The sequence below is a fragment of the Hwanghaeella sp. LZ110 genome (assembly GCF_048892525.1).
Classification (GTDB): Bacteria; Pseudomonadota; Alphaproteobacteria; order UBA8366; family Aestuariispiraceae; genus Pacificispira.
In genome coordinates, this window is the sequence record NZ_JBLZHT010000002.1 from 84,016 (window position 1) to 102,048 (window position 18,033).

Below are 18,033 nucleotides of genomic sequence, written 5' to 3' on the forward strand. Positions count from 1 at the left end.
TCTCACGTCATCAGGACAGGGTCCAAGAAAAAGTTTATGACAGACGCTCACCATGCCGACTCGCAACAGCTTGTAGAATGGATGCAGCGCCTGGCCGGGTGTCAGGATCGGGATGCGTTTGCGGGCCTGTTTGCCTATTTCGCGCCCCGCATCAAGGCGTATATGATGCGCAGCGGATCAGACAATGCCGCTGCAGAAGAATTTGCCCAAGAGGCAATGTTGATGGTGTGGCGTAAGGCAAACAGCTTTGACGCCAGTCAGGCATCGGTGGCGACCTGGGTGTTCACAATTGCGCGTAACAAGCGCATCGACGCCTTTCGCCGGATCAACCGGCCGGAACTGGATCCGGACGATCCCCTGCTGCAACCCGCTGCGGAACCAATGCAGGACGATAAGGTGGTTGAGGATCAAACGGCACGAACCATTGCAGCGGCGATGGATCAGTTGCCGGAAGAACAAGCGGTTATGTTGAGAATGGCATTCTACGAAGACAAGGCCCATAGCGAGATCGCGGACGAAACCGGGCTGCCCTTGGGCACGGTGAAATCCCGGCTGAGGCTGGCAATGGGCAAGCTTCGCAGTCTTTTAGGAGATACGGAATTATGACGGCTGCACATTCTGTCGCGGTAAAGCCGCGCACGGCCGAACCGGTCCATCATCTGTCCGAAGATCTGTTGCTGGACTATGCGGCTGGAACCCTGGACGAGGCGGCATCCCTGGTCGTCGCATCCCATTTGACGCTGTGTTCGGCCTGCCGATCCGAGTTATCCCGGCTGGAAGCCATCGGGGGGGCCCTATTCGCCACCATGCCGCCGATGGACCTGTCGGCAGGTGCCCTTGAGGCCGCGCTGGCTGCATTGGATTCATCTGATCTGGATGGCCTGCCGGCCTCCGCAAGCCAAAAGCATGCTGTTGTCGACAGACAGGCATCGATCCTGCCGCGCGCTATTCAACGCTATCTGGGCGGGGATTTGGACACGGTGGCCTGGAAACGATTGGGGATGGGCATTGAAACAGCGGAAATTACCCTGTCCAACAGTGATGAATCCAAGGCCGGAAAGCGATCCTTCCTGTTGAAAGTGCCCGCTGGGAAAGCCGTTCCGCAGCATACGCATGATGGAAACGAATTGGTTCTGATCCTGCAGGGCAGCTACAAGGATGAAATCGGCACTTTCGCCAAAGGCGATGTCGCCATCAGCGATGGCAGCATTGACCACCGCCCCGTCGCAGGAGAAGGCGAAAGCTGTATCTGTCTTGTGGCGACGGATGCTCCGCTGCGCCTGACCGGGCCGTTGGGTGCGATCATCAACCTGTTCGTGCGGGTATAAGACGCATACGGGCGGTCATTTTCTCATCGCGTCGACTCCGAACATGCCATAGAGCATCATGCACGCGCATGAGTTCACACAGATAGAGCATCCTGCGCTCGCATGAGCTCATACAGATAGAGCATCATGCGCTCGCATGAGCTCATACAGGATGCTCTTGCCCCTTGCTTTTTCAGCAAATACGTCGTCGCAAACGATTCCGTTTGCGACGGCTTTGCTCTAGACTGGCAGGATGTTACGCGCCTTTACCCTGTTGTTAATCTGTCAATTAGCCGGTGAGGTGACCGCCGTGCTGACGGGATTGCCTATACCCGGCCCCGTGGTCGGTCTGTTCTATCTATTGATCGGGCTGATGGCCTATCGGAAATCCACACCCTGGCTGGAAACAACAGCATCTGGCCTGCTGAAGCATCTGTCCCTGTTATTCGTTCCCGCCAGTGTCGGATTGATCCAGCATGCGGATCGATTACAAGTGGAATGGCTGCCCCTATTGGCGGCTGTTATCATCAGCACGGTCGCAGCGATTGCCGTGGGCGCGCTGACATTCGTCGCCGTCGCGCGCCTGACCGGCCACCCCGCACAAGGGGAGGATCACAAGCCATGATCGCCAGCACACCCGATGATATCTGGGTCTATCTGGCCCAGACACCGCTGTTATGGCTGACCGTGACACTGATTGCCTATGGCATGGGCTATATCGCCTTCACCCGATCCGGATCAAACCCGATCGTAAATCCCGTCGCCATCGCTGCAGCCTTGCTGATCGCCCTGTTACTGATCACCGACACGCCCTATCAGACCTATTTCGAAGGCGCGCAATTCGTGCATTTCCTGTTGGGACCCGCCACTGTCGCCCTGGCGGTTCCCCTGTACAACAATTTACCCCGGGTCCGACGCGCCGCTCTGCCGATGGCAGCGGCCCTGGCGGCAGGCGTTATTACCGCCGTGACCGTGGCGCTGGTTGTGGCCGCCGCCCTGGGCGCGGAAACGCAAAGCCTGTTGTCACTGGCCCCGAAATCCGTCACCACCCCCATTGCGATGGGAATTTCAGAACGGATCGGCGGCCTGCCGTCTTTGTCGGCCGGATTGGTGGTTGCGACCGGCATCACCGGGGCGATTGTTGTTACCCCACTGTTAAACCTGCTGCGCATTCATGATTGGCGCGCAAGGGGCTTTGCGGTGGGCATCGCCGCCCATGGCATCGGCACGGCGCGCGCTTTTCAGGTCAACCAGATCGCCGGTGTCTTTGCCGCCGTCGCCATGGGCCTGAACGGCCTGACCACAGCCATTCTGGTGCCGGTCCTTGCCAGCCTGTTCTTCTGAAGGCGATGATTGACACAGGACCACAGGCGCTCAAATCTGCGGGCTGTTAATGGTTTTACGCCTTAAAACTCTAAAATGCGAAGGATGCAGCCATGGAATCTTGGAAACCAACAGGCTACCCGTCGATGAGCCCTTATCTTGCCTGCAGCGATGCTGCAGCCTTAGTGGATTTTGTCCAGACCGTGTTTGGCGGAAATCTGCTTCGCAAATATGATCGCCCGGACGGGTCCCTGATGCATGCCGAAGTCAGGATCGACGATAGCGTCCTGATGATCGGTGGCACGCCGACGGATGCCCAGATGTCGACTGTTCATATTCACCTTTATGTGCCTGATGTCACCGCAACCTTTGCCAGCGCGGTCGCAGCCGGGGCGACGGTGGTGCAGGAGCCAACGCGCAAACGAGACGACGATGATCTGCGCGGCGGCGTTCGGGATCTATCCGGCACAACCTGGTGGATCGCATCGCAATAGTCTGCTTCGCGCGGATCACAATCACAGGAAACATGGGCGTTCCTAAGCAGCCTGTTCTTCTGAAACCCTATTCCATAATGTCCAACAGGCGGCGCACCGTTTTTGCATCCAGCCGCCGGATTCGTTGAGACAGGCGATTGGCCAGTTCCGTCGCATCCGGTGACAGGCCCGTCGTATCAATGGTGATGCGGGGCTGGGACAGACGGGCCAGGTCTTTCAGGGCTTCCGCCTCGTCCCAGATGATCCCGAAATAGGCGCAGATCTGGTCCACCCGTGCAGGTGTTGGACGCGGCCGCCGCCCGGTCTCAAGCGCGCTGAGATAAGCCTGACTGACACCCAGCGCATCAGCCAGGTCCTTCAGTGTGGTGCCTGTCTCGTGCCGCATTTCCCGGACCTTCTGACCAAAGGGGGTTGTCATCCACTGATCCCCCGATCCCGTTTCAACAGCACATAAACGGCCCCGCTGCCCCCGTCCTGAGGACGTGCATGGGAAAAGCTGAGGATCTGGTCGCGCAGGGGCGGCAGGTTCAACCAATGGGGCAGATCCGACTGAAGAATCCCCTTGCCCTTGCCGGTGACGATCAGGATGCAGCGTTTACCAGACAGCCGCGCATTGGTGACAAAACCCAGCGTCGCCTGATGGGCGGCATCGCGGCTCATGCCATGCAGGTCCAGACGCCCTTCGATAGACATCTTCCCCTTATGCAGGCGTTCTGCCGTGCGGCGATCCACGCCCGGCGCACAGCCATGGCTCAGGAAATGTGGTTTCGGATTGGGGCGCGCCGGGGGAAGGACCGTCGATGGGGCCCGAAACGGCGCCGCCCGTTTGGTCTTTGACACTTTTGCGGCGGGCGGGGTGGCCTTTTCCAGGGTCCCCAGGCTGTCGCGGAAAATCGTATCCCGGCGTACAGGCTTGGCGCTGGCCTTCACCGCCTCCCACAAGCTTTTGTCATCTTGCCGGGTGTTCTTAAGGGCGGCCTCTTTTGCCTTTTTCGCCTTGCCCATGCGCCCAAACCCCTAATCAGCGAGGACGAGGATATGCAGCCCCAGCGGGCCATGGGCCCCCAATTCGATGGTTTGTTCAATATCCCCCGTGCGGGACGGGCCGGTGATCATATTCACCACCCGCGTCAATAAGCCATCCGGACCCAGCCGATCGCGCACGGCGTCCCACGCATCCTCATACGCCCCGACAATTTCTGACCGCTTCAGGATCACAATATGATGTTCCGGCAGAAAATTCAGGGTGGTGGGCGCGTCCGGCCCGGCCAGCAACATCAATGTCCCGGTCTCCGCAATTCCAGCAAAGGCCCGGGTCAGGCTGACCTTGTCCTGACCAAAGCTGCGCCCTTCCGATAGGGTCAGGGTGGGGCGCTGGGACCAGTCAATCTGTGCCAGATCCGCGTGCGGGGCGGTTTTCACAGCGGCAGGCAGGTTGTGATCGGCCAGATACTGCGCCACGGCATCGGGCACTTCGGACAGAGAGGAAATATCCTGTACCGTCGCTTCTACTGCTTGCGCGCGGGTGATAAAATCCTGCACCAGGGCCGCGCCGGTATTGCGGGCCTTTTGCGGAATGATCCCCCGTGGGCGACTTTTCAGGCGCGCATCCAGCCGTTCCCTCTCGGCGCCTGTAACAGGGCCGGATCGACCTCGCGCCGCGCGAATTTTCCCTAAAATCTCATCCCGCGAAGAAGGGGGGCTCATTGGGCGGCCTCCCGCTTTAAATCTTTCGTGGTGCGAGCCCCGTGGCGTTTGTCCCACAAATCCTGAAAGGTCTTGCCGGACGGGGCTGCCATATCCCGGTGATCGGTCCAGCCAGATGCCAAAGGCAGAGTTTTGAACCGACCCTGCCGACGGCCCCGCCAGCCCAAGACACCCATCGCAAGACGGGTTGCCAATCGATACAGGCCTGGACGTTTTGCGACGAAACCCCAGATATCCATGCCAAACCGCATGGCAGGCGGGGCCAGACCCGCCTCATACTCCTTACGGCGATAGGCGCGCATCATCTTGGGCAGGGGAATGCGCATCGGACAGACATCCTGACACCGGCCACAGAAGGTTGACGCATTGGGCAGGTGCCCCCCATCCGCCACACCGATAAAGCTAGGCGTCAACACCGCACCCATCGGACCAGGATAGACCCAGCCATAGGCATGACCGCCAACAGACCCATAAACTGGACAATGGTTCATGCAGGCACCACAGCGGATACAGCGCAGCATGTCCTCAAATTCCGTGCCCAGCATATCGGTGCGGCCATTGTCCAGCAGGATCACGTGATAGGCCTCTGGGCCGTCTGGGTCGGCGGCTCGTTTCGGGCCAGTCGAAAAGGTCGTGTAAGACGAAAATTCCTGTCCCGTGGCAGAGCGCGCCAAAACCCGCAGAATGGCCGACGCATCATCCAGCGTCGGCACGATCTTTTCCATGCTGGCGATGACGATATGCACCCGTGGCAGAGTCTGGGTCAGGTCGCCATTTCCTTCATTGGTGACGATCACACTGGTGCCGGTTTCCGCAATCAGGAAATTTGCCCCGGTAATCCCGACATCGGAATCCAGGTATTTCTGACGCAAAACACCGCGCGCCTCTGAAATCAGCTCCTTGCGTTCCACCAGGGATCGTTTCGGGTCCAGATGCAGATGTTTGCGCCGGAAATCATCGGCGACCTGCTCTTTCAAGACATGGACGGCGGGCGCGATGATATGGCTGGGGGCCTCCCCCCGGATCTGGATGATATATTCCCCCAGATCAGTTTCGACGACCTCATATCCAGCCGCTTCCAGCGCCTCGTTCAGGGCGATTTCTTCCGACACCATGGATTTTCCCTTGGTGACGGATTTCGCCTTTTCCTGGGCACAGATATCCAGCACAACCTGGCGGGCTTCCGCCGCGTTCCGTGCCCAATGGACCACACCGCCGGATTTCTGGACCGCCGCTTCATAGGTTTCCAGATAGTAATCGATATTGGCCAGGGTATGATTCTTGATATCGCGCGCCTGATCGCGCAGCGCGTCGAATTCCGGCAAAGCGTCACGCGCCTTTGCCCGTTTTTCAACAAAGCCGACCTTCATCTTGCCCAGCGCCTGTTGCAGATTGGGATCGGCCAGTGCCTTGATGCTGTTGGCTTTGAAATTCTGCGACGTGGTTTGCATCTGAATCAGCCTTCCTGTCCGTCAGGGAAAGCCGACAGGTCTTCCCCGGCCTCCCCAATGGCGGGACCGTCCCCCATCCCGGCAAGGATTTCCGCGACATGAAAAGCCCGGATCGGGCGGCTTTCCCGGGACATCTTTCCCGCCATATTCAACAGGCAACCCAGATCGCCCGCCAGCAGCGTATCAGCCCCGGTATCGGCAATGGCGGCTGTCTTTTCGCTGACCATCTTGTTGGAAATATCCGGATATTTCACACAGAAGGTCCCGCCAAAGCCACAGCAGATTTCCGCCGAGGGCAATTCCGTCAGGGTCAGGCCATCAACACCTTTCAAAAGGCGGCGCGGCTGGTCCTTGACCCCCAATTCCCGCAGACCGGAACAACTGTCATGATAGGTGACCGTCCCCTGATAGCTGGCAATCGCAGTGGGCATGCCCATCACATCGACCAAAAAGGAGGTCAGTTCGTACGTCTTGCGACCCAGAGCGACCGCCCTGTCGGCCAGCACCGGATCATCGGCGAAAAGCTCTGGAATATGGTCCCGGATCATACCGGCACAGGAACCAGAGGGGGCGACAACATAATCAAACCCGTCAAAGGCGTCCAAAAGCGTGGCCGCCACGGCGCGGGCATGGCCATTGTCTCCCGAATTATAGGCGGGCTGACCACAGCAGGTTTGCGCCTTTGGAACGGCGACCTGACAGCCGGCACGCTCCAACAGCTCAACCGCTGCGAATCCGACCCTGGGCCGAAACAGATCCACCAGACAGGTGACGAACAGACCAACTGTCACAGGGGGTTTATCCGCTAATTTTTCAGGGGTTTGTGTATCAACCATAAAACGCGCCATCCCGGTTCTTTTCACTGCCAGCAACAATGGCGCTGACCGCCCTGAAAGGCAAGCTGGGCCAGAAAGTTACCCTTTTGCAACTGTGGTTAAGAGGTGGCTTTGACCCGGTCTGCTAGGGGATTGGGCAGCAGCAGGAAATATCGACCAGACGATTTCATGCGACCAGCCTGCGCCAGTGCATCATCCCCATAGCCCCAGAAGAAATCGCCGCGCACCACGCCTTTGATCGCGCCGCCTTTGTCCTGGGCGACCATCAAACGCTGCATTGGTTCCTTTGAGCCACCGGGCCGCACCGTATCCAGCCACAGCGGCATGCCCAACGGGATAAAACGGGTATCCACCGCCATGCTGCGTTCCGGTGTCAGGGCGACGCCCTCTGCCCCGATGGGCCCTGGCCCGTCCAACAGCCGGAAAAAGATAAAGCGGGGATTATAGGCAAACAGTTCTGAAGCCCGGTCTGGATGCTCTTCTATCCAGCCGCGAATGCCGTCCCAACTGGCCTCATGCGCCTGCAATTCCCCCTGATCGATCAACCACCGACCAATGGAGTGATAAGAACGACCATTATGGGCGGCGAACCCGACCTGGACGACATTTCCATCCGGCAGAATGACGCGGCCCGACCCCTGCACCTGCAGCAGGAACACATCGACCGGGTCATCAATCCACAACAATTCCAGACCTTTATCCGCCAGGGCGCCGGATTCAATTGTTCCCCGATCCGGATAGGGAATCAGCCGTCCCTCCTCCACCTGACCGACAACACCCTTGCCTTTCAAGCTTTCATCAAACTGACCCAGATCAACCGTGATCAAATCTTTTGGGCGGGCGTATAGCGGTGTTTTGAAGGTGTCATCTCTGGTCAGGGATCCATTCAGCTCCGCTTCGAAATAACCGGTGAACAATCCTTGGTCGGCCTGTGGATCGTTACCATCTGCTGCATCCTTTGCCGCAAAGGGTTGAAAATGCGCCTCAAAAAAAGCGCGGATCAGATCGGGGTTTTGTTCCGCCTTCAGGGCATCCAGCGCGGTGCAGGCCTGGGCCCAGTCCCCAGCGACGGTCTGCAGGGAAGATCCGCTGCTGACATCCCGGTCCGGGGCCAGCGCCATCAGGCGCGTGCACGACCGCCACAAGGCCTGAACCGCACCGACCATGTCATCCTGTTGCCAACCGGGCAGATCCGTGAATGCGGCGGGCGTCAGAACCATGCCTTCTGTCGCAGCGTGTTCCTCAACAGGCGCAGGTTCAGGGGCTTGGGTCTCTTCCTGCTGATCGCAACCAACCACGACCAGCCCCAACACCAGACACAGGGTCAGGCGACGAAGAGAAACAAAAAGCGCCGTCATCAGATAGTCACTCCGCAGTGGTGCGGGTTTCAACCAATTGCCAGTTAGGATCCTTGGATTTCACGCTGCGCGCAAAGGTCCAGACATCAGAGACCGTTTCAACCGTCGAAGGATCACCTTCCTGAACGCGCCCTTCGGAATCATAGGTTACATTGACCTGTTGGCTGACAAATCTCAGCGTCACGCGGGCTTCATCGCCCTGCATACCCGCTTCCAGGATTGTCGTTGAATCAATGCCCACCAAAGTGTCTTCCATACGCTGGCCGGCCTTTTCACGGGCATCGATCGCGCCTGCAAAACTGTCATAAGTGACCTTATCCAACAGCGGCTTCAACGCCTTGCGATCCCCTTCCGCATAGGCGGTAACAATCATTTCAAAGGCCATAGCAGCCCCCTGAACGAAGGAATCCGGGTCGAAATTCGGGTCCGCCTGGGCAATATCGCGCAAACCGTCCCCGGCCGGTCCGTTGAAATGGGCGCTTTCTTCTACCGGATCTTCAAATCCCGCTGGCATACGCACAACATTATCGTCGCGTTCACCAGACCGATCCCGGGTTTCAGGGCGCGCATTGTCCATATTATTGGGAAACTCGGGCGGTTTTTGATGGCCAGTGCGTTTTCCCAAAACACTTCCCAGTCTGAAAATCAGAAACAAAGCGATTGCGGCAAATATCAGAAGATCAAAGGGCATCCGGCTCTCTTAACATATGAGTGAGGGTCGCAGTCCATCCTATTAACCCGGTATTGGGCCTTTTATGAAAGGTCAGCAATTTTCTTAAGGCCATTGTCATGGTGGATATCATAACATACCTGTAAGACATTGAACTGACCAAAACCCAATCGGGCTTAAAACGACGATAACATTACGGATGCAATATCCGCGCTACGCCTTGAGATGTAAGCGTTCACCTGCGAAAGGGCAAGATGCCACTCCTTCTTCTGCTGCTTTTCATCGGTATTCCAATTGCGGAAATCGCCGTTTTTATCGAAGTTGGCGATCAGATCGGCCTTGGCTGGACCCTGGCGTCGATTTTCGCCACCGCGATTATCGGAACCGCGCTGGTTCGCCATCAAGGCCTGCAAACCCTGGCTCGGGTGCGGGCCTCGATGGATCGCAAGGAGCTTCCTGTACAGGATCTGATTTCCGGCGTCTGCATATTGGTCGCAGGCTTGTTGTTGGTAACGCCTGGTTTCGTGACCGATACGATCGGTTTTCTGTTGTTGATCCCCCCGTTCAGACTGGCCCTTGGGGCGTTTGTCTTGACCAGCCTGATGCGCAATGGGCGTTTCACGATGCGCAGCGCCGGGGGCATGGGGGGTGGGTTCCGCCAGCCGCCTAAAGGTCGCGGTCCGATCATTGACGGGGAATTTGAAGAAATTGATAAAGACGCCCCCAAGAATCCAGACTCCCCCTGGACAAAGGGTTCAGGCAATTCAATTGAAAACAAGGAGGATGATCGGTGATTCTGATCCGTCACGGTCAGTCCGAATTTAACGTCCATTTTGCCGAAACCCGAACCGATCCTGGCATCCGCGACCCAAAACTGACAGAACTGGGGCGACAACAGATTGCCGCCGGGGCTGCCTTTATCAAGGCCCATCACGGCGACCGGGTGAAACGGATCATCACGTCACCCTATACCCGCACCCTGCAATCAGCGGAAATCATCGCAGACGCGCTGAACCTGCCGGTCATGATCGATCCCATGGTCGGGGAGCAGGCCTATTTCACCTGTGACATCGGTACGCCGACCACGATGCTGCGCAGCCAATGGCCCCTGCTGGACTTTCTGAATCTGGCCGAAGAATGGTGGCCGCTGGGCGAAGAAGAGCATCATGTTGACCTGAGAGCGGCCCATTTCAGGGATCGTATGGCCGCGGATCAGGCCTGGCCTGAAACCATTGTGGTCAGCCATTGGGGTTTCATCCGATCCTTGACCGGGCATCGCGTCAAGAATGCGGCAATTTTGCATTTAGACCCAACACAGCCCCATCCCAACGGTGCTGAGGTTGTCTGTGTGCCCGATCTGTGATAGCCACGCATCCCACCGTTAAGGGCCCTGACAGCGGTCCAAACCCTTTAAAAATGGAATACGTTCATGGCAGATGACCGCGACGAACCCACAACCCCACACCCCGCGTCTTCTGACGCGCCGCCCCCCTCTGACACACAATCCGCAAATGCCCAATCCGGCCAGGCGGAACCGCCCTATCAAATTCTGATTCAATATATCAAGGACATGTCCTTCGAGAATCCGAATTCTCCGTCGGTCTTCTCTCTCGGAGAACAACCAAAGGCCGCCCTGACACTGGATGTCGCGACAAATCCGCTGACCGGTCGGGATGTAGAGGTTGTCCTGACCATCGAGGCGAAGGCAGATGTGAACGGCAAAACCGCCTATGTTCTGGAATTGGCTTATGCCGCCGTCGTGCGCATCGGCAATGTCCCGAAAGAGGCCCTGAACGCCCTGCTATATGTAGAGATTCCGCGCATGCTGTTCCCGTTCCTGCGGGAAATCGTCTGTGACACGACCCGGCAGGGCGGTTTTTCCATGCTGATGCTGGCACCGTTTGATTTTGTGCAGATCTATCGCCAGCGCATGGCCCAGGAACAACAGCAGGCGGAAACCGAAACCGTTTAGAGCAAATCCCGAACAAACGGACACGTTTGTGACAACGTATTTGCTGACAAAACAATCGGTTAGAGTATCCTGTGTGAGCTCATGCGAACGCAGGATACTTTAATCTGTGACCCAGATTGGGGCGCTGATTTTCGCAAGAAAGGCCTTGTGACGGGCCAATTCTTCCGGCGTCGCCGAATGGGCGCGTGGCGGACGATGGGGACGTTCCGCCTGTCTGGCCGCCTCTGCCGCCAGGGCAGCAGCAGCCCCGTCTTTAGAACCAGCCTTTGCGGAATCGTCTGCGAAAGACAGGCCAACCTGTCGTCCGCCGGTCAATTCGATATAAACTTCCGCCAGAAGCTCCGCATCCAGCAGGGCCCCATGTTTGGTGCGCGCGGAATTGTCGATTTCAAAACGTTTACACAAGGCATCCAGGCTGGCCGCAGCCCCTGGAAACTTTGCCCGCGCCATGGCGACTGTATCGATGGTCTGCGACATGGGCAGGGTCGGGCGACCACAAGCCTTCAATTCCGCGTTCACGAATTTCATATCAAAAGAGGCATTGTGGATCACCAGGATCCCATCGCCGACAAAGGCCAGGAAATCTTCCACGATGTCTGCAAACAGCGGCTTATCCGCCAGAAACGCCTCACTTAACCCATGCACATTAAAGGCTTCGGTCGGCATATCCCGTTCGGGATTCAGATAGACATGGTAGACTTCACCCGTCGGCACGCGATTGACCAGCTCGACACAGCCGATTTCCACCAGACGATGGCCGTCCTTGGGGTCCAGACCGGTCGTTTCCGTATCAAAACAAATCTCGCGCATGGAAAGTCCTTAGCCGCAGGTTACAGGGATTGATCCGCCAGTGTGAGGGTGTTCTGTAATTGACGCAAGACCGGCCGCCGCCCCAGGGAGGTCCAGATTATCACATCAGCCCGGCGTCGCTTTTCCGATTCCGGCATCTGACGCTTGCGAATATCGCGCAGCTTGTCCTGTGTCATGCCGGGCCGGGCCAGAACGCGCTGTGCCTGAATAAATTTTGGGGCGGTGACCAGAATGGTGAAATCACACCGCGCATCCCCCCCGGTCTCAAACAACAGCGGTACATCCAGAACCGCAAATCTTTGATGATGCAGCGCACAGTGTTTCAGGAATTTATCCCGTTCGCGCGAGACCAGTGGATGCAGGATGTTTTCCAAACGCTTCAGAGCGGCAGCATCCCCGAAAACCTGTGGACCCAGGGCTGAGCGATTGACCGCGCCGTTTTCTGTTGATCCAGGAAAGGCTGCTTCAATCGCCGCCACCGCATCACCACCGATCCCGGTCAACCGATGAACCGCAGCATCCGCATCATGTATTGCACAGCCCAGCCGCTTCAGCATCGCAGAAGCCGTGCTTTTTCCCATGCCAATCGACCCAGTCAGACCAATCACAATCATACGGCCATCGCCTTTAGGATATTGTCACGCAATTGGGCATCCACAACCGGGGTGCTGGGTGGATTGAACCAGGCCTGAAACCCAGGAACCGCCTGATACAAAAGCATACCCAATCCATCGACCACCCTATTCCCCCGTGCCCGTGCCTGGGTCAGCAGGGCTGTTTCCAGCGGCTTATAGACGATGTCGGTCACAAAGGCGCCGGTCGGCAGCCGCGTCAGATCAATCAGCAGCGGAGGTTGGCCCACCATGCCAAGACTGGTCGTATTGACCAGAAAATCGCATTTGGGCAGCAGACCGGGAATTTCCGCCCAGGCCACAGCATGCAAAGAATTGGAATAATCCAGTGCAAGCGCCAGATCCTGTGCCTTATCCAGGCTGCGATTGGCGATGAATATCTGTCTGAAACCCAGATCCTGCAACGCGGCGACAACCGCCCGTGCCGCCCCGCCAGCGCCTAATACCAGGGCGGCGTCCCGACCGGTTCTGGACCATCCCGGTGCATTTTCCAGATTGGTACGGAAGCCATACAAGTCCGTGTTGCGCCCTTCGAACCGACCATCCGACAGGGTAACGATGGTATTCACCGCCCCCAGGCGACGGGCGGCCGGGTCCAGGCAATCACAGAAGTCACAAGCGGCCTGTTTATGGGGCAGGGTAACATTCATCCCCACCCAACCTTCCTGTGTCAGGAGGGATCGCACATCCCGATCAAAATATTCCGGCGCGATTTCCCGGCGCTCATAGCAACCCGGCAAACCAAACCGCTTCAACCAGGTATTGTGAATCAAAGGAGAAAGGGAATGGGCAATCGGTTGTCCGATAACACCAGCAACAGGCCCGCTTGTGGATCCAGCATCCGTCATTGCGCAATCGCCCCGTTCTGGCGCAGAAACCCTAACAAGGGCAACAACGGCAGGCCCAGGACGGTGAAATAATCCCCCTCAACCCGCGTGAATAACTGTGCGCCCAACCCTTCCAGGCGATACCCCCCCACAGAACCCAGCGCATCCTCCCCCACCGCCTGACAATAGCGGGTGATGAAATCAGGGGTCATTTTGCGCATGGTCATAGGGGCGGGCTCTACCAGACCCCACAATCGCTGTCCCCCCTTCATGACGGAAACCCCGGCATAAAGGCTGTGTCGATTGCCGCTGAGCGCCTGTATATGACCATGCAGATGATCCATATCCGCCGGCTTATCGAACCAGACCCCGTTACAATCCAATGTTTGATCCGCCCCAATGACCAGGGCATCTGGAAAGCGCTGACTGATTTTCAGGGCCTTCAGGTCGGACAATGCTTCAGCGACGCGATCCGCCGTGGCCCCTTCGGCCCGTAAAGACTCTTTTACCGCATCTTCATCCACATTGGCAGGCACGATCTGGATCACCAGGCCCGCCCCCCGCAATAGATCCGCACGGGTCTTGCTGGCAGAAGCCAGAATAATTTCTGTTGTCTGTCCCAGCATCATCTTCAAATCACCCTCAGACACCTGTGATGGTTCCATTTTCCTGACGACGATCAAAATGCTGGATAATCGTTGCGGCGGTTTCTTCGATGGAGCGCCGGGACACATCAATAATCGGCCAGTTGCGTTCCTGGCACAGGCGACGACACATTGTTACTTCCTGGCGCACGGTTTCCAGATCGACATAATCGGTTTCATCATCCTCTGCGATCATACGCAGGCGGTTCTTCCGAATTTGCACCAGACTGGCCGGGTCCTTTGTCAGGCCCACAATCAAAGGCATATTTGGACCGGTCATGCCCAACAATTCTTCCGGCAGGCCAATTCCCGGGACAAAGGGCACATTCGCCGCCTTTAATCCCCGATTGGCTAAATAGATACAAGTTGGTGTTTTGGAGGTCCGCGATACCCCCGTCAAAATCACATCGGCACTGGTCAAATTCCATAACCCCTGGCCATCATCATGGGTCAGGGCAAATTGCATCGCATCAATTCGGCTGAAATAATCCGCATCCATGGCATGCTGACGACCGGGCTGTTGTCGCGCTGGCGTCCCCAGATAGTTTTCAAATGCATTGATAAAGGGATCCAGCACGGAAATACAGGGGACCCGCAACTGACGGCATCCTTCAATCAAATGTTGCCGCAATTCCTGATTAACAAAGGTGAAAAGAACAATTCCCGGCGCATCCGCAACCTTGCTGAGAATCTGATCCACACGGGCGGTGTTGCGCACCAGGTTCCAATGATGCTCGATCCCTTCCACATCTTCAAACTGCACGATACAGGCCCGCGCGATGGCTTGCACCGTCTCACCCGTAGAATCTGAAACCAGATAGAGCTGAACATTCCGAGAATCGTCGACCATTTTTATACAATTATCCTGTCTGTAACCTGTGTATTGTTTATGGGATAAATCTTAGGGGCGATGCAATCCCGGAAAAATCCTCATTGACCTTGATTCACTAAGAACGGTTATACAAAGGGGAAAACTTGTGACGCGCCGGTTACGCTTGTGGACCAATACACGAAACTGGTCCTATTATCCCCAAACTTAGACGATGTTGGCAAATTCGAAAAAGATCAGGGAATCCGCTATTCTGGAAATCTTTATCCCGGTGTTAGACACAGGACACAGAAATTTGGTCCAATTTGTGGATGAACGCGTATAAAATTTAATCCCCATTGTTCCACCCCCCAACCACAACCACTCTCTTTTCTTATATTTAATTATATTTATAAGAGAGAAACGGGATCCTGACTGAAAGAGCGTTCATGACCTTCAAACATTCTCCTAAACCATTTCTGTGCGCCCTTGCGGGGGAGACACAATCTGTCCCGCCGATTTGGCTAATGCGCCAGGCCGGTCGTTATCTGCCTGAATATCGCGAAGTCCGGTCTCAGGCGAATGGTTTCCTGGATTTGTGTTACAGTCCAGATAAAGCCTGTGAAGTCACAATGCAGCCGATCCGGCGCTATGGCTTTGATGCGGCAATTCTGTTTTCGGATATTCTGGTAATCCCCCACGCACTGCAACAAAATGTCTGGTTCGTTGAAGGCGAAGGACCAAAGCTGGAACCGTTGAAAAGCGATGCAGATTTGTCGATCCTGAAACCGGATGCGGTTTTGGGTCATTTGCAGCCAGTCTTTGAAACAGTTTCCAAGATCTGCGCAAATCTGCCGATGGAAACCGCTCTGATCGGATTTGCTGGTGCGCCTTGGACGGTGGCGACCTATATGATCGAAGGGGGATCGTCCCGCGACTTTTCCAAAACCAAAATCTGGGCCTATCAAGATCCTGAAAGTTTTCAGCGTCTGATCGATATCCTGGTCGATGCAACAGCCAACTACCTTGTGGCACAGATTGATGCGGGCGCCGAAGCTGTCCAGCTTTTTGACAGTTGGGCGGGGGCTTTGGATGAAGCCGGCTTTTACACATGGTCCCTGGCACCGGCGAAAGCACTTGTTGCCAAGGTGAAGGAACGCCATCCCACTGTCCCGATCATTGGTTTCCCGCGCGGTGTCGGGCCCTTATATGCAGATTATGCCAAGGAAACCGGCGTTGATGCGGTTTCGATGGATCAGGGATTGCCGGTCGCCTGGGCGGCGAAAGAACTGCAACCCCATGTGACGGTTCAGGGAAATCTGGACCCGATGGCGTTGCTGGCCGGGGGGGATGCGCTGGACACTGCCGTTGATTATATTCTGGAAAATCTTTCAGGCGGCCCGTTTATTTTCAATCTGGGTCACGGAATTATCAAGGAAACACCGCCCGATCATGTTACCAGACTGGTTGAGCGTATTCGACGTACCGGGTCCTAAAGCGACTTTAATCCAGTTTGGAAAGAATGCGGTGATCTTGCCATGACAGACACTCTGCCAACTGGGCATCCATCACTGCAGACTCCAGCGATTGGCGTGTTGCTGGTGAATTTGGGAACACCGGACGGGTATGATGTTAAATCCATGCGTCGGTACCTGGCGGAATTTCTGTCGGATCCCCGTGTCATCGAAGCCCCGAAATGGATCTGGTGGCCGATCCTGCATGGCATCATCCTGAACACGCGCCCCCGCAAATCAGGGGAGGCCTATCGGAAAATCTGGATGGAAGAGCAAGGCGAAAGCCCGCTTCGATATTATACCCGGGCTTTAACCAATGCATTGGCGCCGCGGTTTTCCAATCAGCATGTGATTGTGGATTGGGCAATGCGCTATGGAACGCCGTCCATTCCTGAGAAACTGGAAGAGCTACGCAGCCAGGGGTGTGAGAAAATTCTGATCTTCGCACTCTATCCGCAATATTCTGCGGCAACGACAGCATCAGTCTATGACAAGGCATTTGACCAGTTGAAAGCTATGCGCTGGCAGCCTGCTATTCGCACTGTTCCATCTTTTCATGACGAACCCCGCTATATCCAGGCCCTGGCGGACAGTGTTCGTGAAGCGCTGAAAGACAAACCAGACCCGGAAATGCTGTTATGCAGCTTTCATGGCCTGCCAAAAGAAAATCTGGACAAGGGTGATCCGTATCATTGCTTTTGCTTGAAAACCGGTCGGTTGTTGAGGGAAGCGCTGAATTGGCCGGAAGACCGGTTTGGCGTTGTTTTTCAATCCCGGTTCGGACCGAAAGAATGGCTGCAACCCTATGCAGATCAAACCGTAGCAGCGCTTGGGGATCGGGGCGTTAAAAGTCTGGCCATTTTGTCGCCCGGCTTTGTTGCTGATTGCGTTGAGACCCTGGAAGAATTAGCAATTGGCCTGAAAGAAACATTTGAAGAGCATGGCGGTGAGACTTTCGATTATATCCCCTGTCTGAATGACAGCGATGGATTGATCGATACATTAGAAACCGTGACACGCCGCGAATTATCCGGTTGGATCTGACATTTAGAACGGGAGTGCGCGTAGATGGGTGATTTATATTCCTGGTTGAAAGCATTGCATGTGATTTCCATCATCGCCTGGATGGCCGGTTTGTTGTACCTGCCGCGCTTGTATGTCTATCACTGTCAGGCACCCGTCGGTTCCGCCCAGTCGGAAATGCTAAAGACCATGGAACGCCGTTTGCTGCGCGCCATTATGAACCCCGCAATGATCGCCGCCTGGGTCTTTGGCCTGTGGCTGGCAGTGGAAATCCAGGCCTTCAGCCAGCCCTGGTTTCATGCGAAATTTCTGTTGGTGCTGCTGATGACCGGCAGCCACATGGCGATGGCAAAATGGCGTAAGGCGTTTGAGGCGGATAAAAACACCAATAGTGAGAAATTCTACCGTGTCGCCAATGAAGTTCCGACCATTCTGATGATCGTTATTGTCTTTTTGGTGATTGTGAAGCCGTTTTAAGCTGATTTTAGAGTGTTTTCACAAAACATCCATTTGACACTGGAAGCAATGCACCTTATGTGATGGGTGTCGGGCGCGAGGTCCGACATGTCGAATTCGCTGCCGGACGATCCGGTTTTCCAAAAACGCGTGCTTTTGTAACCCTAAGCCACCGTTCAGGTAGAGCCGTTCCCGATTATA

At 56.1% G+C, this 18,033-nt stretch carries 23 protein-coding genes; 11 read left to right on the top strand and 12 right to left on the bottom strand.

Going from position 1 to position 18,033, the window contains the following annotated elements; genetic code table 11:
• Positions 1-36: 36 nt before the first annotated feature.
• The 5 genes from ACOSDM_RS04070 (at position 37) to ACOSDM_RS04090 (ending at position 3,124) form a co-directional block, all read left to right on the top strand.
• The gene (locus ACOSDM_RS04070) at positions 37-606 is read left to right on the top strand and encodes a sigma-70 family RNA polymerase sigma factor (protein WP_420723211.1); all 570 of its coding nucleotides are present in this window, start codon (positions 37-39) and stop codon (positions 604-606) included.
• Positions 603-1,328 carry a ChrR family anti-sigma-E factor gene (locus ACOSDM_RS04075; protein ID WP_420723212.1) on the top strand — a complete coding sequence of 242 codons (726 nt, stop codon included), beginning with the start codon at positions 603-605 and terminating at the stop codon, positions 1,326-1,328. Before ACOSDM_RS04070 ends, ACOSDM_RS04075 begins: the two co-directional genes overlap by 4 nt.
• A 232-nt stretch (positions 1,329-1,560) precedes the next feature.
• The gene (locus ACOSDM_RS04080) at positions 1,561-1,932 is read left to right on the top strand and encodes a CidA/LrgA family protein (protein WP_420723213.1); all 372 of its coding nucleotides are present in this window, start codon (positions 1,561-1,563) and stop codon (positions 1,930-1,932) included.
• Positions 1,929-2,651, top strand: a complete 723-nt coding sequence (locus ACOSDM_RS04085; protein ID WP_420723214.1) for an LrgB family protein — start codon at positions 1,929-1,931, stop codon at positions 2,649-2,651. The genes ACOSDM_RS04080 and ACOSDM_RS04085 overlap by 4 nt, the downstream gene beginning before the upstream one ends.
• A 92-nt stretch (positions 2,652-2,743) precedes the next feature.
• Positions 2,744-3,124, top strand: coding sequence for a VOC family protein (locus ACOSDM_RS04090; protein WP_420723215.1), 381 nt, complete (start codon positions 2,744-2,746; stop codon positions 3,122-3,124).
• 67 nt (positions 3,125-3,191) lie between these two features.
• Here the strand turns inward: ACOSDM_RS04090 and ACOSDM_RS04095 are convergent, their stop codons facing one another.
• The 7 genes from ACOSDM_RS04095 to ACOSDM_RS04125 all read right to left on the bottom strand — a co-directional run bounded on the left by ACOSDM_RS04095 (position 3,192) and on the right by ACOSDM_RS04125 (position 9,167).
• Entirely contained in the window at positions 3,192-3,542 is a 351-nt protein-coding gene (locus ACOSDM_RS04095; RefSeq protein WP_420723216.1) for a helix-turn-helix domain-containing protein, read from the bottom strand.
• A complete protein-coding gene (locus ACOSDM_RS04100) occupies positions 3,539-4,129 on the bottom strand; it encodes a Smr/MutS family protein (protein ID WP_420723217.1) in 591 nt (196 codons plus the stop codon). Before ACOSDM_RS04100 ends, ACOSDM_RS04095 begins: the two co-directional genes overlap by 4 nt.
• Before the next feature lie 12 nt (positions 4,130-4,141).
• On the bottom strand, positions 4,142-4,831 hold the full coding sequence (locus ACOSDM_RS04105; RefSeq protein WP_420723218.1) for a LutC/YkgG family protein: 690 nt from the start codon (positions 4,829-4,831) through the stop codon (positions 4,142-4,144).
• Positions 4,828-6,282: a LutB/LldF family L-lactate oxidation iron-sulfur protein gene (locus ACOSDM_RS04110; RefSeq protein ID WP_420723219.1), complete on the bottom strand. Its 1,455-nt coding sequence runs from the start codon at positions 6,280-6,282 to the stop codon at positions 4,828-4,830. Before ACOSDM_RS04110 ends, ACOSDM_RS04105 begins: the two co-directional genes overlap by 4 nt.
• A 5-nt stretch (positions 6,283-6,287) precedes the next feature.
• Positions 6,288-7,118, bottom strand: a complete 831-nt coding sequence (locus tag ACOSDM_RS04115; protein ID WP_420723220.1) for a (Fe-S)-binding protein — start codon at positions 7,116-7,118, stop codon at positions 6,288-6,290.
• 98 nt (positions 7,119-7,216) lie between these two features.
• Positions 7,217-8,476: a murein transglycosylase A gene (locus ACOSDM_RS04120; RefSeq protein ID WP_420723221.1), complete on the bottom strand. Its 1,260-nt coding sequence runs from the start codon at positions 8,474-8,476 to the stop codon at positions 7,217-7,219.
• Positions 8,477-8,483: 7 nt separating this feature from the next.
• Positions 8,484-9,167, bottom strand: a complete 684-nt coding sequence (locus tag ACOSDM_RS04125; protein WP_420723222.1) for a Tim44/TimA family putative adaptor protein — start codon at positions 9,165-9,167, stop codon at positions 8,484-8,486.
• Positions 9,168-9,400: 233 nt separating this feature from the next.
• Here ACOSDM_RS04125 and ACOSDM_RS04130 point away from each other — a divergent pair, with 233 nt between their 5' ends.
• From ACOSDM_RS04130 to secB, 3 genes are all read left to right on the top strand, one after another.
• Entirely contained in the window at positions 9,401-9,940 is a 540-nt protein-coding gene (locus tag ACOSDM_RS04130) for an FxsA family protein (RefSeq protein ID WP_420723223.1), read from the top strand.
• Positions 9,937-10,509 carry a histidine phosphatase family protein gene (locus ACOSDM_RS04135; RefSeq protein ID WP_420723224.1) on the top strand — a complete coding sequence of 191 codons (573 nt, stop codon included), beginning with the start codon at positions 9,937-9,939 and terminating at the stop codon, positions 10,507-10,509. Before ACOSDM_RS04130 ends, ACOSDM_RS04135 begins: the two co-directional genes overlap by 4 nt.
• A 66-nt stretch (positions 10,510-10,575) precedes the next feature.
• A complete protein-coding gene (secB, locus tag ACOSDM_RS04140; RefSeq protein WP_420723225.1) occupies positions 10,576-11,118 on the top strand; it encodes a protein-export chaperone SecB in 543 nt (180 codons plus the stop codon).
• A 99-nt stretch (positions 11,119-11,217) separates the two neighbouring features.
• On the opposite strand, the gene dnaQ is transcribed toward secB, so the two are convergent.
• From dnaQ to ACOSDM_RS04165, 5 genes are read right to left on the bottom strand one after another with little or no spacing between them, the layout of a single operon-like run.
• On the bottom strand, positions 11,218-11,928 hold the full coding sequence (gene dnaQ, locus ACOSDM_RS04145) for a DNA polymerase III subunit epsilon (RefSeq protein ID WP_420723226.1): 711 nt from the start codon (positions 11,926-11,928) through the stop codon (positions 11,218-11,220).
• 20 nt (positions 11,929-11,948) lie between these two features.
• Positions 11,949-12,542: a dephospho-CoA kinase gene (coaE, locus tag ACOSDM_RS04150; RefSeq protein ID WP_420723227.1), complete on the bottom strand. Its 594-nt coding sequence runs from the start codon at positions 12,540-12,542 to the stop codon at positions 11,949-11,951.
• Entirely contained in the window at positions 12,539-13,408 is an 870-nt protein-coding gene (locus ACOSDM_RS04155) for a shikimate dehydrogenase (RefSeq protein ID WP_420723228.1), read from the bottom strand. Before ACOSDM_RS04155 ends, coaE begins: the two co-directional genes overlap by 4 nt.
• A complete protein-coding gene (locus tag ACOSDM_RS04160; RefSeq protein WP_420723229.1) occupies positions 13,405-14,037 on the bottom strand; it encodes a Maf family protein in 633 nt (210 codons plus the stop codon). The genes ACOSDM_RS04155 and ACOSDM_RS04160 overlap by 4 nt, the downstream gene beginning before the upstream one ends.
• Complete coding sequence (locus ACOSDM_RS04165; protein WP_420723230.1) at positions 14,030-14,881, bottom strand: pyruvate, water dikinase regulatory protein; 852 nt, start codon at positions 14,879-14,881, stop codon at positions 14,030-14,032. The genes ACOSDM_RS04160 and ACOSDM_RS04165 overlap by 8 nt, the downstream gene beginning before the upstream one ends.
• A gap of 407 nt (positions 14,882-15,288) precedes the next feature.
• Between ACOSDM_RS04165 and hemE the strand changes: the two genes are divergently transcribed.
• Genes hemE through hemJ form a run of 3 tightly spaced genes read left to right on the top strand, consistent with a single transcriptional unit; the run spans position 15,289 to position 17,853 of the window.
• Positions 15,289-16,335, top strand: a complete 1,047-nt coding sequence (gene hemE / locus ACOSDM_RS04170) for a uroporphyrinogen decarboxylase (RefSeq protein WP_420723231.1) — start codon at positions 15,289-15,291, stop codon at positions 16,333-16,335.
• Positions 16,336-16,377: 42 nt separating this feature from the next.
• Positions 16,378-17,397 (top strand): ferrochelatase, encoded by a 1,020-nt coding sequence (hemH, locus tag ACOSDM_RS04175; RefSeq protein WP_420723232.1) that lies wholly within the window; start codon positions 16,378-16,380, stop codon positions 17,395-17,397.
• A 24-nt stretch (positions 17,398-17,421) separates the two neighbouring features.
• A complete protein-coding gene (gene hemJ / locus ACOSDM_RS04180; protein ID WP_420723233.1) occupies positions 17,422-17,853 on the top strand; it encodes a protoporphyrinogen oxidase HemJ in 432 nt (143 codons plus the stop codon).
• The last annotated feature ends 180 nt before the right edge of the window (positions 17,854-18,033 follow it).

Excerpts from the sequence above, each read along its gene's own strand:
- ACOSDM_RS04070 (WP_420723211.1), top strand. The coding sequence starts at position 37 with ATGACAGACGCTCACCATGCCGACTCGCAACAGCTTGTAGAATGGATG.
- ACOSDM_RS04075 (WP_420723212.1), top strand. The coding sequence starts at position 603 with ATGACGGCTGCACATTCTGTCGCGGTAAAGCCGCGCACGGCCGAACCG.
- ACOSDM_RS04080 (WP_420723213.1), top strand. The coding sequence starts at position 1,561 with ATGTTACGCGCCTTTACCCTGTTGTTAATCTGTCAATTAGCCGGTGAG.
- ACOSDM_RS04085 (WP_420723214.1), top strand. The coding sequence starts at position 1,929 with ATGATCGCCAGCACACCCGATGATATCTGGGTCTATCTGGCCCAGACA.
- ACOSDM_RS04090 (WP_420723215.1), top strand. The coding sequence starts at position 2,744 with ATGGAATCTTGGAAACCAACAGGCTACCCGTCGATGAGCCCTTATCTT.
- ACOSDM_RS04095 (WP_420723216.1), bottom strand. The coding sequence starts at position 3,542 with ATGACAACCCCCTTTGGTCAGAAGGTCCGGGAAATGCGGCACGAGACA.
- ACOSDM_RS04100 (WP_420723217.1), bottom strand. The coding sequence starts at position 4,129 with ATGGGCAAGGCGAAAAAGGCAAAAGAGGCCGCCCTTAAGAACACCCGG.
- ACOSDM_RS04105 (WP_420723218.1), bottom strand. The coding sequence starts at position 4,831 with ATGAGCCCCCCTTCTTCGCGGGATGAGATTTTAGGGAAAATTCGCGCG.
- ACOSDM_RS04110 (WP_420723219.1), bottom strand. The coding sequence starts at position 6,282 with ATGCAAACCACGTCGCAGAATTTCAAAGCCAACAGCATCAAGGCACTG.
- ACOSDM_RS04115 (WP_420723220.1), bottom strand. The coding sequence starts at position 7,118 with ATGGTTGATACACAAACCCCTGAAAAATTAGCGGATAAACCCCCTGTG.
- ACOSDM_RS04120 (WP_420723221.1), bottom strand. The coding sequence starts at position 8,476 with ATGACGGCGCTTTTTGTTTCTCTTCGTCGCCTGACCCTGTGTCTGGTG.
- ACOSDM_RS04125 (WP_420723222.1), bottom strand. The coding sequence starts at position 9,167 with ATGCCCTTTGATCTTCTGATATTTGCCGCAATCGCTTTGTTTCTGATT.
- ACOSDM_RS04130 (WP_420723223.1), top strand. The coding sequence starts at position 9,401 with ATGCCACTCCTTCTTCTGCTGCTTTTCATCGGTATTCCAATTGCGGAA.
- secB (WP_420723225.1), top strand. The coding sequence starts at position 10,576 with ATGGCAGATGACCGCGACGAACCCACAACCCCACACCCCGCGTCTTCT.
- dnaQ (WP_420723226.1), bottom strand. The coding sequence starts at position 11,928 with ATGCGCGAGATTTGTTTTGATACGGAAACGACCGGTCTGGACCCCAAG.
- coaE (WP_420723227.1), bottom strand. The coding sequence starts at position 12,542 with ATGATTGTGATTGGTCTGACTGGGTCGATTGGCATGGGAAAAAGCACG.
- ACOSDM_RS04155 (WP_420723228.1), bottom strand. The coding sequence starts at position 13,408 with ATGACGGATGCTGGATCCACAAGCGGGCCTGTTGCTGGTGTTATCGGA.
- ACOSDM_RS04165 (WP_420723230.1), bottom strand. The coding sequence starts at position 14,881 with ATGGTCGACGATTCTCGGAATGTTCAGCTCTATCTGGTTTCAGATTCT.
- hemE (WP_420723231.1), top strand. The coding sequence starts at position 15,289 with ATGACCTTCAAACATTCTCCTAAACCATTTCTGTGCGCCCTTGCGGGG.
- hemH (WP_420723232.1), top strand. The coding sequence starts at position 16,378 with ATGACAGACACTCTGCCAACTGGGCATCCATCACTGCAGACTCCAGCG.
- hemJ (WP_420723233.1), top strand. The coding sequence starts at position 17,422 with ATGGGTGATTTATATTCCTGGTTGAAAGCATTGCATGTGATTTCCATC.